The 13485-nt window shown below is 74.5% G+C and carries 14 protein-coding genes; 3 read left to right on the top strand and 11 right to left on the bottom strand.

The annotated features are described in order from the left end of the window. Window positions 1-3 precede the first annotated feature (3 nt). The gene (locus tag DQE82_RS17650; RefSeq protein ID WP_043325145.1) at window positions 4-507 is read right to left on the bottom strand and encodes a SigE family RNA polymerase sigma factor; all 504 of its coding nucleotides are present in this window, start codon (window positions 505-507) and stop codon (window positions 4-6) included. 136 nt (window positions 508-643) lie between these two features. Here DQE82_RS17650 and DQE82_RS17645 point away from each other — a divergent pair, with 136 nt between their 5' ends. Continuing rightward, entirely contained in the window at window positions 644-1438 is a 795-nt protein-coding gene (locus DQE82_RS17645) for a DUF3152 domain-containing protein (protein WP_113973237.1), read from the top strand. 62 nt (window positions 1439-1500) lie between these two features. On the opposite strand, the gene DQE82_RS17640 is transcribed toward DQE82_RS17645, so the two are convergent. The 5 genes from DQE82_RS17640 to DQE82_RS17620 form a co-directional block, all read right to left on the bottom strand. Further along, window positions 1501-2328 (bottom strand): DUF72 domain-containing protein, encoded by an 828-nt coding sequence (locus DQE82_RS17640; RefSeq protein ID WP_199496042.1) that lies wholly within the window; start codon window positions 2326-2328, stop codon window positions 1501-1503. A 29-nt stretch (window positions 2329-2357) separates the two neighbouring features. Next, the gene (locus DQE82_RS17635) at window positions 2358-2987 is read right to left on the bottom strand and encodes a hypothetical protein (protein WP_043325144.1); all 630 of its coding nucleotides are present in this window, start codon (window positions 2985-2987) and stop codon (window positions 2358-2360) included. Then, window positions 2984-3322, bottom strand: coding sequence for a hypothetical protein (locus DQE82_RS17630; protein ID WP_116962586.1), 339 nt, complete (start codon window positions 3320-3322; stop codon window positions 2984-2986). Before DQE82_RS17630 ends, DQE82_RS17635 begins: the two co-directional genes overlap by 4 nt. Window positions 3323-3417: 95 nt before the next feature. Beyond that, window positions 3418-4023: a peptide chain release factor H gene (gene prfH / locus DQE82_RS17625; protein ID WP_113973236.1), complete on the bottom strand. Its 606-nt coding sequence runs from the start codon at window positions 4021-4023 to the stop codon at window positions 3418-3420. Then, window positions 4020-5153, bottom strand: coding sequence for an RNA ligase RtcB family protein (locus tag DQE82_RS17620; protein ID WP_113973235.1), 1134 nt, complete (start codon window positions 5151-5153; stop codon window positions 4020-4022). Before DQE82_RS17620 ends, prfH begins: the two co-directional genes overlap by 4 nt. A gap of 227 nt (window positions 5154-5380) precedes the next feature. Here DQE82_RS17620 and DQE82_RS17615 point away from each other — a divergent pair, with 227 nt between their 5' ends. Next, complete coding sequence (locus DQE82_RS17615; protein ID WP_113973234.1) at window positions 5381-6139, top strand: peptidylprolyl isomerase; 759 nt, start codon at window positions 5381-5383, stop codon at window positions 6137-6139. A gap of 70 nt (window positions 6140-6209) precedes the next feature. Further along, window positions 6210-7187: a DUF2804 domain-containing protein gene (locus tag DQE82_RS17610; RefSeq protein ID WP_113973233.1), complete on the top strand. Its 978-nt coding sequence runs from the start codon at window positions 6210-6212 to the stop codon at window positions 7185-7187. A gap of 78 nt (window positions 7188-7265) precedes the next feature. Here DQE82_RS17610 and DQE82_RS17605 read toward each other — a convergent pair whose 3' ends face one another. The 5 genes from DQE82_RS17605 to DQE82_RS17585 all read right to left on the bottom strand — a co-directional run bounded on the left by DQE82_RS17605 (window position 7266) and on the right by DQE82_RS17585 (window position 13479). Continuing rightward, complete coding sequence (locus DQE82_RS17605) at window positions 7266-9527, bottom strand: catalase (protein ID WP_113973232.1); 2262 nt, start codon at window positions 9525-9527, stop codon at window positions 7266-7268. A gap of 147 nt (window positions 9528-9674) precedes the next feature. Next, the gene (locus tag DQE82_RS17600; protein WP_113973231.1) at window positions 9675-10496 is read right to left on the bottom strand and encodes a metallophosphoesterase; all 822 of its coding nucleotides are present in this window, start codon (window positions 10494-10496) and stop codon (window positions 9675-9677) included. Further along, window positions 10493-11437, bottom strand: coding sequence for a prolyl aminopeptidase (gene pip / locus DQE82_RS17595; protein ID WP_233514695.1), 945 nt, complete (start codon window positions 11435-11437; stop codon window positions 10493-10495). The genes DQE82_RS17600 and pip overlap by 4 nt, the downstream gene beginning before the upstream one ends. A 64-nt stretch (window positions 11438-11501) precedes the next feature. After that, window positions 11502-11876, bottom strand: a complete 375-nt coding sequence (locus DQE82_RS17590) for a hypothetical protein (protein ID WP_104115104.1) — start codon at window positions 11874-11876, stop codon at window positions 11502-11504. A 124-nt stretch (window positions 11877-12000) separates the two neighbouring features. Next, window positions 12001-13479 carry a hypothetical protein gene (locus tag DQE82_RS17585; RefSeq protein ID WP_064447457.1) on the bottom strand — a complete coding sequence of 493 codons (1479 nt, stop codon included), beginning with the start codon at window positions 13477-13479 and terminating at the stop codon, window positions 12001-12003. Window positions 13480-13485: the final 6 nt, after the last annotated feature.

Genomic DNA, 13485 nt, shown 5'->3' with positions numbered 1-13485 from the left:
CGGTCACCGGCACGTCTCCTGCGGTCGGGGCGCGGACAGGCCGGCGGTACGCAGCTTCTCCAGCGCCCGGGACGAGGTGCTCTTGACGGTGCCGACGGACACGTCGAGTTCGCGGGCCACCTGGGCCTCCGGCAGGTCGAAGTAGTGACGCAGGACGACGACGGCGCGTTCCCGCGCGGTGAGCGTGCCGAGCGCGGTGACCAGCCACCGCCGCGTCGCCACCTCCTCGGCCAGGTCGCCGCCGCTTCGCTCCGGGAGGTCGTCGCTCGGGTACTCGCGGATCGGCCGCCGCCAGGTGTCGACGAGGTGGTTCACCAGCACCGACCGGGCGTAGCCGTAAGGGTCGCCGTTGCGGATCCGGGACCAGGACGCGTACGTGCGCACGAGCGCGGTCTGCGCGGCGTCCTCGGCGTGGTGGTGGTTGCCGGTCATGAGGAAGGCGGCGTGCGTCAGCCGCCCGGAGCACGCCCGCGCGAACTCGACGAACTCCGCGTCACCCCGGGCCATGCCGGTCCTCTGCACCTCTCACCGCGACAGGGACGTGCGGGCAGCGGAAAAGGTTGAGTCCCCGCCGCACCAACTTTCGCGACGGGCCACCCGTCCTCATCCCCGTGCCCCCGACCGGGCACCGAGGGGAGTCGAGATGACCAGGACAGTGGACCGGACACGCGGTGGCGCGGCGGTGTTCGCGCTGGCGGTGGCGCTGGCCGGCTGCACACCGGCAGTGGCCGACCAGCCCGCAGCCGCGCCGTCCGAGCCGGCCGGGCCGTCCGCTGCCGCGCCGGCCGCGTCGGCGGCGGCGCCCGTCCGGCCCCGGCCGGCGCGGATCGGCTATCCCGCCGAGGGCGGCAACCGGTGGCGGTTCGCCGCCGCCGAGCCGGCCACCACAGGGGGTACGGGCCGGCTGCTGCGCTACCGGGTGGCGGTGGAGCGCGACATCACGGGTCTGCCAGCGGCCGACTTCGGGGCGCAGGTCACCGGCATCCTCGCCGGACCGGGTGGCTGGACGACCGACGGGCGGATCGCCCTGCGTCGCGCCGGCGCCGACGGGCCCGCCGACTTCACCGTCTACCTCGCGACCCCCGGTACGCGCGACGACCTGTGCGGGGACGGGCTGGACCGGTACACGTCCTGCCGCAACGGGGACCGGGTCGTGGTGAATGTGGCCCGCTGGGTGCTCGGCGCGCCCGCGTACGGCAGCGACCTCGCCGCGTACCGCCGGTACGTGGTCAACCACGAGGTCGGCCACCGCCTGGGTCACGGGCACGAGCGCTGCCCGGGGCGGGGCCGCCCGGCGCCGGTGATGCAGCAGCAGACGCTCGGCCTGCACGGCTGCACCCCGAACCCGCTGCCGTTCCTGCGTGGCGAGCGGTACGCGGGCCGCTCCGGCGTGTACGACGACCGCCTGCCCCCGCCCGAGGGCGGCCGGCCGGGCTGAGGTCCGGGTCCGCGCGGCCGGGCACGCGCAGCCCGGCCGCGCAGGCGGACCCACGCCGGCGCTCAGAACAGCGTGGCCGGGCCGACCGGCTCCGGCTCCGGCAACGGCGCGAGCCCGGGCACCCGCTCGCGGACCTGGTCGTGGAAGCGGCGGGCCAGCTCGGGCGCGTCCGCGTTGTCCGGTGTGTGCACGAACACCGTCGGCGAGCGGCCCTCCCGCAGCCAGCCGGTGACCACGTCCAGCCACGGCTGCCAGCCCTCGACCGTGCGGGCCGGGTCGTCGCGGCCCAGGTAGCGCACGATCGGCCGGTCGGTCAGCGCCCGGGTACGCAGCGGCAGGCGCGGTTTGCGCGTCCACGCCTCCCGCTCCGCGTCGCTGGTGGGCGGCGTACGGAAGAACGCGGTGGTGTCGAACGGCACCCACTCCGCGCCGTGCCGGTGCAGCGTGGCCTCCAGCGCGCGTACCGCGCCGGCCTCGGTGAAGAAGGCGGGGTGGCGGACCTCGACGGCGTACCTGTGGGTGTCGGGCAGCGTGCGCAGGAACCGGTCGAGGTCGGGCACGTCGCCGGGGCCGAACGAGCCGGGCAGCTGGATCCAGAGCGCGTCCGCCCGGGGCCCGAGCGGCTCCATCGCGTGCAGGAACGCGCGCAGCGCTGCCTCGCCGCCGGTGAGCCGGTGCTCGTGCGTCACCGCCTTCGGCAGCTTCGGCAGGAAACGGAAGGCCGGGCCGGTCTGCTCGGCCCAGGACGCCACCGTCTCCCGGGCCGGGGTCGCGTAGAACGTGGTGTTGCCCTCCACGGCGTCGCACCACCCGGCGTACGCGCGCAGCCGCTCGTGCGCGGGCAGCGGATGCGGCAGGAAGCGGCCGGACCAGGACCTGTGCGTCCACATGGCACAGCCGACGTGCAGGCGCAGCCCGGTCACCGGTAGGGCCAGCTCGTCGAGTCGCCGCGCAGCGCCGCCTCCCGGTTCCACTTCCGGGTGAAGTACAGCGCGAGGCAGCCGAGCCCGGCGAGCACCGGGGCGAGCAGCATGAGCAGCAGTCCGGCGCCGAGCCGGAACCGGTCGCTCTGGATGCCCTCGGCGGTGGTCAGCGCGAACGCCTCCGCGCCGGCGCCGGTGCAGCTCACGAAGTCGGTGCCCATCCAGGCGATGCCGTCGGTGGCCAGCACCGGAGTGAACTGCCGCGGGTCGCCGCGGTCGCGCATCACCGCCGCGGTCCCCTCGGGCCGGGCCCCGGTCAGCTCGCTGGTCCGCTGCTCGCCGGTGGAGTAGACCCGGCTCTTCGCGGTGCACCGCACGGTGGCGGGGTCGACTGTGGCCGGGGTGGCGAGGATCAGGATGTTGCCGGGGCGTACGCCGGTGTCCCGCACCTTGATCTCGGCGCCGGGGGCGAACTCGGCGGCGGCGGAGAAGGTCGACGCGGCCGCGAACGGACCCGTCTGGGTCAGCAGGGCGAGGCCGAGGAACCCGGCCAGCAGGAACCCGCCCGCGCCGACGAAGATCCACATGGCGACCACGGCGCGGAAGCGCCGCACGAGCGGGCTCACCGGACGCGGTCCATGTCGCAGGCGCCGTCGGTGACCTGCCCGGGGTCGGAGGAGTACACGCTGCGCTTGGCGTCCGGCACGGACAGCTGTACGCAGAGCGCCGACGCGTCGTTGTCGGTGACGAACGTGACGACGCCGACGCCGTCGTAGTCCCCGACCGACAGGTCGCTCACGCCCCGGGGGAACTGCCCGGTCTCCTGCTTGACGGACACGGCCTCGCGCATCGCGTCGCGGAGGTAGGTCTCGGGATCGGTGCCGGCATCCCCGCCGCAGGCGGCGAGCGAGAGAACCCCTGTCGCCAGCGCCGCCGTCAGACCGGTCCTTCTCCGTCGCATCCGTCCTCCTCGCGCTCGCGCCGCGGCGGGCCGGGGCCGCCCGGTCGCCGCGACCACGGTAGCCGGGCCGGTCAGCGACGTCGGATCGGGCCGCGTCAGGGCCGCTCCACCCGTACCGGGTCGCCGCGCACGAGGTCGTCGTGGATCCGCCAGCGGGCGTCGACGCCCGCGCGCCGGGCCGCGTCGTCGTCGGCGGCGATCCGCTGTCGCAGCAGCTCGACCGCGATCCGGCGGTTGAGGTGCAGGTGCCGTTCGGTGTCCACCACCACGGTCCGGCCGGACGGGCGGTGCGTGGCCCGGACGGCGGTGCTGGCCTTGTTGCGGTGCTGGCCGCCCGGCCCGCCGGTGCGGCACGGCACGAACTCGACGTCCGCCTCGTGGAACGGCGTGACCACAACGTCGGTCCGGCACGGGCGCGCGGTGACGTACCAGTTCTTGCGCCCGTGGCCGGTCCGGTACGGGCTGGGCGCCTGCCAGCAGAGCGTGCCGGTCCACCCGGCCGCGAACGCCTCGGCCCCGGCGCCGCTGATCCGGACCAGCACCGACCGGTAGGTGCCGGCCCGGTCGCCGGGCACCGTCTCGACCCGCGCGGTACGCAGGCCCCGCCGGGCCGCCTCGGCCTCCAGGCGGGACAGCAGCCGGGCCAGCGCCCACGCGCACTCGGCGGGTCCGCGCCCGGCGGACAGCAGCAGCTCGGTCACCGGCGGCCCTTGCGGCCCACGTCCGGCGTCTTGTAGGTGACGAGCGGAACCGTGGTGGTGACCGGGGTGGCGAGGTCGTGCGTCACCAGGTCGCCGACGACCTGCTCGATGCGCTTGTACGCGGTGGGCGCCTCCTCGAACAGCAACTGCCGGTCGCCGCACACCACTATCGAGCCGACCGGCGTACGCCGCAGTTCCTCGACGGTGTGCTTGGCCCGGCCCCGGCGCAGCGCGTCGGCGCGCGACATCTTGCGCCCGGCGCCGTGCGCCACCGAGTAGCCGGCGTCCGGCCCGGCGTGCGCGGCCACCAGATAGGAGGGCGTGCCACGGGTGCCGGCGATCAGCACGTCCCGCCCGTCGCCCGGCGCCGCGCCCTTGCGGTGCAGGTAGCGCCCGTCGCGGATCTCGACCAGGTTGTGGCACTGGTCGACGACCGGCTCGGTGGGTTCGGCGCCGAGCGCGTACGCGACCCGCGCGGCCAGCAGCCGCCGGTTGAGCGACCCCCACCGCACGGCCGCGTCGTGCCGGGCCAGGTAGGCGTCCGGGTCGGGCGCGGGACCGGCGCCGTGCGTCTCGGTGTGCTCGCGCAGGATCCGTTCGCCCAGCCCGCGCGAGCCGGAGTGCACCACGAGCACCAGGTCACCGGGGTCCAGCCCGAGCCGCGTGGCGTGCTCCGCCGCGAGGATCGGCCCGACGCGGGCCAGCTCGACGAAGTGGTTGCCGCGCCCGACGGTGCCGAGCCCGTCGAGGTGCCCGGCCGGGATGTCGCCGTCCAGCACCGACCACGCCGGGTCGTCGGCGTCCGGGTCGAGCGCCCGGTCCAGGTCGGGGAACCGGGCCGCGAGCCGTTCCGGTACGACCCGGCGCAGCGCGATCGGGAACACCGCGATGCCGCACCCGATGTCGGAGCCGACCAGGAACGGATACAGCACCGTGGAGGACATCGCCGCGCCGATCGGCGCGCCCTTGCCGGGGTGCAGGTCGGGCATGGCGGCGACGTGCGCCATGCCGTCCAGGGCGGCGACCTGACGGCACTGGTCGAGCGCGGCGGACTCGATCCAGCTGCCGGGGGAGGAGAAGACGGAGACGGTGGCGGGCACGACGGCCCGCCCGGAGGGGTACGCGGACACAGACGCTCGTTTCTGCGGAAAGAGAGAGGCCGGGGAACGGCAGGCGGCGAGGAGGGGCCTGCGGGCGGGGTGTGATCCGTCAGAACGTCATGCCGCTCAGCCTCGCGGAGGTGGCGCGGGCGGGCAACCGACTTTCCCGGCGACCCGTGAGGCGTGCGCGTCGACATCACCCCACCCGATCCATAGACTCCGGTCGTTCTGGTACCACGAGTCCAGGGAGGACCACCGTGTCGAGCGAAACCCGAACGCACGCCGCATTACCCCTGCTGGCCCGCCTCGCCGGGGTGAGCGTGGCCGCCGCGACGATCGTCGCCGCCGCTGATGTCGCCGCGACCGCGGCGCCCGCCGCCGACCCGGCGCCGACGAAGGGGCCGTGCGCGTACACGCCCACGCCGGACGAGCCGGCCGCCCGGCCGGTGCCGCTGCCGCCGGACCCGCGCCGCACGCCGGACCGGGGCACCGTGCGGGTCACGCTGCGCACCAACCAGGGGCCGATCGGGCTGACGCTGGACCGCGAGCAGGCGCCGTGCACGGTGCAGAGCTTCCTGCACCTGGTCCGCAAGCGCTTCTACGACCGGACGCCCTGCCACCGGCTCACCGCGTACCCGACGCTCACGGTCCTCCAGTGCGGCGACCCGTCCGGTACCGGCGAGGGTGGCCCGGGCTACCGCTACCGCGACGAGCTGCCCACCGACCTGCCGCCCGCGCCGACCGACCCGACCGGCGTACGCCGCCTGTACGCGCGCGGCACGCTGGCCATGGCCAACGCCGGCCCGGACACCAACGGCAGCCAGTTCTTCCTGGTCCAGGCCGACTCGGCGCTGCGCCCCAACTACACGGTGTTCGGTCAGGTCGACGCGGCCGGGCTGGCCACGCTGGACCGGATCTCGGCCGGCGGCATCGCGCCCACCCCGGAGGACCCGGCGCCGGTCGACGGCGCCCCGGCGGTGCCGGTGGAGATCTGCCGCGCCAAGCAGGGCCGCTGACGTGACTGCCCGGCGGGACGGCTGACGAGGCCGCCCGCCGGGCCCGCGTCGCCGCCGGTAGCCTGCGGCGATGACGCATGAGCGGGAGATCACCGAGCCGGTAGACCTGTGCCGGCCGGACGGGCGGCTGAACCCGGACGCGGTCGGCTGGAGCCGCCGGCCGCTGCACCGGGCGAACCTGCGCGGCTGGGGCCGGGCCAAGCGGTGGGAGCACTGGGGCGTGGTCACGCCGACGCACATCCTCGGCCTGGTCGCGTCGTCGCTCGACTACGCCGGGGTGCAGAGCCTCTACCTGCTCGACCGGAGCACCGGCCGGGAGACGACGGCGGAGGCGGTGGTGCCGTTCGCCCGGGGCACCGTGCTGCCGCCGGTCAGCGGCGACGGCCCGGTCCGGGCCCGCGGCGGGAACCTCACCATCGCCGTGGACCAGGGCCCCGACGGCAGTACGCTGCGGGCCTCCGCGCCCGGCGTCGAGGTGGACCTGACCGTGCCGTTGCCGCCCGGCCACGAGTCGCTCGGCGTGGTGGTGCCGTGGAGCACCCGCCGGTTCCAGTACACGGTCAAGGACATCGGCCGTCCGGTGCACGGCACGATCACCGTGGACGGCACGGCGTACCCGGTGGGGGAGGGGTCGTACGCGGCGCTCGACCACGGCCGGGGCAAGTGGCGGTACGCGGTGCGGTGGAACTGGGCGGCCGGCAGCGGTCCGGGCCGGTCGATCCAGCTCGGCGGCAAGTGGACCGACGGCACCGGCTCGACCGAGAACGCGGTCTTCGTCGACGGGCGGCTGCACAAGATCGGCGCGGACCTGACCTGGGAGTACGACCGCGCCGACTGGCTGCGGCCGTGGCGGATCACCGGCGACCGGGTGGACGTCACGTTCCACCCGTTCCACGAGCGGGTGGCGCGTACCAACCTGGTCGTGCTGGCCGGGGAGACGCACCAGTGCTTCGGCCACTTCACCGGTTGGGCCGCGACCGACGACGGCGGGCGCGTGGATCTGGACGGCCTGGTCGGCTGGGCCGAGGAGGCCCGCAACCGCTGGTGAGGCCGGTCCCCGCCGGGCGGGCCGTACGCACAGTGTGGGGCGGCCCCGTCCGGGACCGCCCCACGCGCGACTTCGAGGTCAGGCGACCGAGGCCGGGAACCTCTCCCAGACCCGGTGCGCCGCCATCAGCCGCTGCACCTCGGCGAGCACCTCGGCGCCGGAGCCACCGGTGACCACGCCCGGCGTGCCGGTGACACCGGCCTGGTTCAGCACCTCGGCGCCCGCGCCCCAGGCGCCGATCACCTTGGCGTGCCGCCACGCCTCCTCGACCAGCAGCAGCACCCGCGGGTCGACGGTGGCCGAGCCCGCCGCGCCGGCCTTGGCGTCGCGGGCCGGCAGCGCGTCCGGCGCCGGGGCCGGTGCGCCGGCCAGCAGCACCGCGTCGAACTCGACCGAGCGGCCGGTGGCGAACGTGCGCTGCACCGGCAGCCCGTCGACGGTGCCGCCGTGCGCGGCGATCAGCAGCGGCACCATGCCGGCGGCGAACACCTCCCGGCGTACGTCGTGCACGTCGCCCAGGTCGGCCTGGGCGTCGACCACGATGCCGACCATCCGGCCGTCGGCCGGCCACTCCCGGCCCACCTGGGACAGCGCCGGGCTGGGCTGCACCTCGGCGAGCGGCACGGTGGGCTGCGGCACCGGCAGGCCCAGACCGGTCGCGACCTGCTCGCACAGCACCGGGTCGACGTTGGCCAGGCACTGGAGCTGCCGCTCCTTGATCGCCTGGTGGTAGCACTTGCCCAGCTCGAACGTGTACGCCCGGATGATGTGCTCCTTCTCCACCGGCGACATGCTCTGCCAGAACAGGCGTACCTGGCTGTAGTGGTCGTCGAAGGAAGCCGGCGCGGCCCGCACCTTCGGCGCCTCGGCCACCGTCACCGGCGTGTCCACGAACGCGTGCTCCCGGTCGCCGGCCGGGAACGGGTTGCCGCCGTCGAGCGAGTTCGGCCGGTACGGCGCCACGCCCGCGTGCACCGCGTGCTGGTGGAAGCCGTCCCGCAGCATGTCGTTGACGTCGGCGTGCGGCCGGTTGATCGGGATCTGGGTGAAGTTCGGCCCGCCCAGGCGGGTGAGCTGCGTGTCCACGTACGAGAAGAGGCGGCCCTGCATCAGCGGGTCGTTCGTGACGTCGATGCCCGGCGGCAGGTGTCCGACGTGGAACGCCACCTGCTCGGTCTCGGCGAAGAAGTTGCGCGGCGTCTTGTTGAGGGTGAGGGTGCCGATCGCCTGCACCGGCGCCAGCTCCTCCGGCACGATCTTCGTCGGGTCGAGCAGGTCGATCCCGGCGAACGTCTCCTCCGGCGTGTCCGGGAAGACCTGGATGCCCAGCTCCCACTCGGGGAACGCGCCGGCCTCGATGGCGTCGTACAGGTCGCGGCGGTGGAAGTCCGGGTCCATGCCGCTGATCATCTGGGCCTCTTCCCAGGTGAGGGAGTGCACGCCGAGCTTCGGCTTCCAGTGGAACTTGGCCAGCACCGTCGCGCCGGCCTCGTCGACCAGGCGGAACGTGTGCACGCCGAAGCCCTCCATGGTCCGGTAGGACCGCGGGATGCCCCGGTCGGACATGTTCCAGATGGTGTGGTGCTGCGCCTCGGTGTGCAGCGAGACGAAGTCCCAGAACGTGTCGTGCGCGCTCTGCGCCTGCGGGATCTCCCGGTCCGGGTGCGGCTTGCCGGCGTGGATGACGTCCGGGAACTTGATCGCGTCCTGGATGAAGAACACCGGCATGTTGTTGCCGACCAGGTCGAACGTGCCCTCGTCGGTGTAGAACTTGGTGGCGAAGCCGCGGGTGTCGCGGACCGTGTCGGCCGACCCGCGCGAGCCCAGCACGGTGGAGAAGCGGACGAACACCGGCGTCTCGCGCCCCTGCTTGAGGAAACCGGCGCGGGTGACCTTCTCGGCGGCGCCGTTGGCGACGAACGTGCCGTGCACACCAGCGCCCCGGGCGTGCACCACCCGCTCCGGGATCCGCTCGTGGTCGAAGTGGGTGATCTTCTCCCGCAGGTGGTGGTCCTGGAGCAGGACCGGGCCGCGCGGACCGGCCTTGAGCGAGTGGTCGGTGTCGCGCAGCCGGGCGCCGTTGGCGGTGGTGAGGTACGCGCCCTGCTGCCCCTTGGCGATCTTCGGTACGCCGGTCTCGGCGCCGGTCGGGGTCCGGGTGTCCGGCGCGCCCTGCTCGGCCTTGGGCGGCAGCGGCCCGTGCGGCGTGGTCGGCTCCTCCAGCGGTGGTGGCGCGCTGCCGGGAGCGCCCGGCACGTCCGGAGTCAGCGCGTCGCCGACCTTCTCGACGGCGGCTTCGACGACACCCTTGACGATCTGGGCGGGCTTGCTGGATTCCATCAGGACCTGTCCTCCTACAGCTAAATGTCCAGGCCCCTTCGGCCGTACCCCAGCTGAGGGCGGGCAAACCGGAACAATCGCGGAATCACTGGTCAGGACCGGCGTGGCACCGTCACGCCGGTGAGCAGCCAGCGGCCGTTCAGGACGTCAGAGGATCCGCTTCATTGGCGCCGGCTCGCCGCCGCGACGCCGCCATTCGCGCGGGTAGCCCAGCGACACCTCCTCGAACTGCACCCCGTCGTAGTGGGTGGTGCGCGGGATGTGCAGGTGGCCGTAGACGGCGACGGCGGCGCGGTGCCGCACGTGCCAGTCGGCCGTCCGGTCGGTGCCGCACCACTGCGCGAACTCCGGGAACCAGAGCACCTCGGTGGGCTGGCGCACCAGCGGCCAGTGGCTGACCAGCACCGTCGGCAGCGCCGGGTCGGTGGCCTCCAGCCGCCTCCGGGTCGCCTCCAGCCGCGCCGCGCACCAGGACTCCCGATCCGGGTACGGGTCGGGGTGCAGCAGCATCTCGTCGGTGCACACCACACCGGCGTCGTACGCCACGCGCAGCGACTCCTCCTTGGTGGTGGTGCCGGGCGCGCGGAACGAGTAGTCGTAGAGCACGAACAGCGGCGCCACGGTGACCGGGCCGCCGTCGCCCCGCCACACCGCGTACTCGTCCTCCGGGGTCAGCACGCCCAGCTCCCGGCACATCGCGACCAGGGCGTCGTAGCGGGCCACCCCGCGCAACGTCACCGGGTCGTTGGGGTGGGTCCACAGCTCGTGGTTGCCCGGCGCCCACACCACTGTCGCGAACCGGTCGCGCAGCAGCCGCAGCGTCCGCTCGATGTCGGCGAAGACCTCGCCCACGTCGCCGGCCACGATCAGCCAGTCGTCCGCCGTCTCCGGTCGCAGGCCGTCCACCACCGCGCGGTTCTCCGCGTACGACACATGGAGGTCGCTGACCGCGTACAGCCCACCCGTCACCCGGCCGATCCTGCCAGCGGCGCTTCCGGATGACCAGGCTCGCCATGACCAGGCTCGCCGGCCGGGCTCTCGACCCTCGCGGTCACCTCGTCGAGCGCGCGCAGCACCTCGCGGGCGATCGCCGGCTCGGCCGCGGAGTGCCCGGCACCGGGCACGATCCGCAACGTCGCCTCCGGCCACCGGCGGGCCAGGTCGTACGCGGACACCGGCGGGCAGCACAGGTCGTACCGGCCGTTGACGATCACCGCGGGCAGGTGGCGGATCCGGTCCACGCCGTCGATCAGCTGGCCCTCGGCGAGGAAGCCGCCGTGCACGGCGTAGTGCGACAGGATCCGGGCCACCGGCAGCGCGTGCTCGTCGGCGGTGAAGTGGGCGAGCAGCTCCGGGTCGGGGCGCAGCGACGAGTTGACCGCCTCCCAGCGTCCCCAGGCCCGTGCCCAGACCCGGGCCTGCGCCTCGTCCGGGCCGTGCAGCCGCCTGTGGTACGCGGCCAGCACGTCGTCGCGCTCGCCCGGCGGGACCGGTGCGACGAACCGTTCCCACTCCTCGGGCTGGAGATGCCGCAGTCCGCCCTGGTAGAACCAGTCCCGCTCGGCGCGGCGCAGGAGCAGCACGCCGCGCAGGACCAGGCCGGTGACCCGCTGCGGGTGCGCCTGCGCGTACGCCAGGCCGAGCGTGGTGCCCCACGACCCGCCGAACACCAGCCACGAGCCGATGCCCAGCCGCCGCCGGATCGTCTCCAGGTCGGCCACCAGATGCCAGGTGGTGTTGGCGCGCACCTCGCCGTGCGGGGTGCTGCGGCCGGCCCCCCGCTGGTCGAACAGCACGGCCCGGTAGCGCTCCGGATCGAAGAACCGGCGCGCCGCCGGCACCAGCCCGCCGCCGGGCCCGCCGTGCAGGAACACCACGGGTACGCCGTCCGGCCGGCCCACCTCCTCCACGTACAGGACGTGGCCGTCACCGACCGGGATCCGGTGGGTGGCGTACGGCTCTACCTGCCCGTCTTCAGCAGGCGACGTTGCCGCCGAGGTTGTCCAGCAGCGCGTCGGCGACCCAGCCGGAGACACCTGTGGTGACGTCCCGCAGGTACGTCCACGTGTAGGTGGTCTTGCCGTTGGCGGTGACCCGGTCGCCGCTGGCGAAGCAGTGGAAGTCGACGTTGTGGTTGAGCTGCCCGTACCCGAGCGAGGCGCAGGTGGTGTGCGGGCCGGTGCGGATGTTGACGTTCGTGGCGTTGAACAGCTGGCCGAACTTGCTGTCGACGTTGGAGTGCGAGTGGCTGCACCCGGCGCTCGCCGGTCCGGCCGTACCGGTCACCACGGCGCCCGCCGTGGCGACGGTCAGGACGACGGCGGCGCCGATGGAGGAGATCTTCCGCATACCCGTCAACCCCCGAATAAAGATCGAGATGCACCAGCAGATCGATCCAAATATTTGCATAGAGCAAGGTCGATGGGCAAGATGCGACGCCACCGGCCCGGCCCGGACCGGTGGCGCCGATCGCTCAGGCGGTAGCCGGCACGCCGTTGTCCGTACCCGTGGTCTCCACTTCGGGCGCCCCGCGCGGAGCCGGCGTGCGGACCGCGAACGCGTCGAAGCTCGGCCCGTCCAGCCGCTCGACGAACGGCTCCACGACGGGCTGCTCCGGCTCGGCCGCGTCCGGCTCGGTCCGCCCGTCCCCGGTCCGCCCGTCCCCGGTCCGCGGCGCCGCGTCGGGCGCGACGGTGACCGCCGGACGCGCCGACACCTGCGGGTACTCGGCGGTCTCCCCGCCGCCCGCAGCCGCCGCCATGACCGCCGCCGCGGCGAGGTCGGCGACCCGCTTGGCCTCCCGCTGCACCCGGGCCCGGGTCTCCTTGGCGTGCTGCTCGGCCAGGTCCGCCGCGCGCCGCGCCTCGTCGAGCCGCCTGCTCTCGGCGGCCAGCTCCCGGCGTACGCCGACCAGCCGCTCCTCCAGTTCCGCGCCGCTGCGCTCGATCGTGCCGATCTCCCGGCGGGTCTCCTCCAGCTTCCGGGAGACCGTCTCCAGCTCCGCCTTGAGCCCGGTCAGCGTCTCCTGCCGCTGCTGGATCTCCCGCTGCACGCCGGCGAGCTGCTCCTGGTGCGCCGTCGTCTCCTCGTCGGCCCGCTCCCGGACCTCCGTGGCGTACTGCTGCGCCTCGGCGACCAGCGCGGCGATGTCCTTCTCCGCGGCGGCGGCCCGGTCGGCCAGCTCCTGCTCGGCGGCGGCCCGCCGCTCGTCCAGCTCCTTGGCCATCGTGGCCTGCCACTGGGCCAGCTCCTGCTGGGCCTTGCTGCGGTTGGCCTGGACCTCCTGCTGAATCTGCGTCCGCGCGGCCTTCACCAGCGCCTCGGACGCCGAACGCGCCTGCTCGACCTGCTGCGCGCTCTGCTCGGTGATCCGCTTCGCCTCCTGCTGGGCCCGGTCGTGCGCGGCCTGCCCCTCGACGCGCAGCTTCTCCGCCAGCTCCCGCACGGCGGCCAGCTCCGCCTGCGCCGCGGCCAGCCGCTCCTCGTCCACCCGCTCCTGCTCGGCCCGGCGCGCGGACAGTTCCTCGTCCAGCTCGCGCCGCTCCCGCGCGGCCTGCTCCTGCGCCGCAGCCAGCAGCTTCTCCGCCTGCGCCTGGAACTCCTCCGCGCGCCGGGTGGCCACGTCGGTGATCTGCCCGGCCTGCTTCTCGGCCAGGTCCAGGATCTGGTCGACCATCGGGCCGAGGTCCCGGAAGGACGCCCGGTCCACCGCCGCCGCCGGACGCTCGCGCAACTCGGCCGCCTCGGCCTGCGCCCGCTGCGCCTGCGCGGTCAGGTCACGCACCTGCGCGTACGCCCGGTCCCGCGCGGCGGTGAGCGCGCTGACCTCGGCGTCGACCTGCTCGACGTACCGGTCCACCTGACGTTTGTCGTAGCCGCGCAGCGCCGGATCGAAGCGCGGGCGCGCGGACACGTCGTCGTGGGGTGCGAACGGATCGTCGCCGTTGGACATGCGCCA

The organism is Micromonospora sp. LHW51205 (assembly GCF_003315815.1).
In the GTDB taxonomy this organism is placed as follows: domain Bacteria; phylum Actinomycetota; class Actinomycetes; order Mycobacteriales; family Micromonosporaceae; genus Micromonospora; species Micromonospora chalcea.
This window is presented reverse-complemented; position numbering and strand designations above follow the sequence as displayed.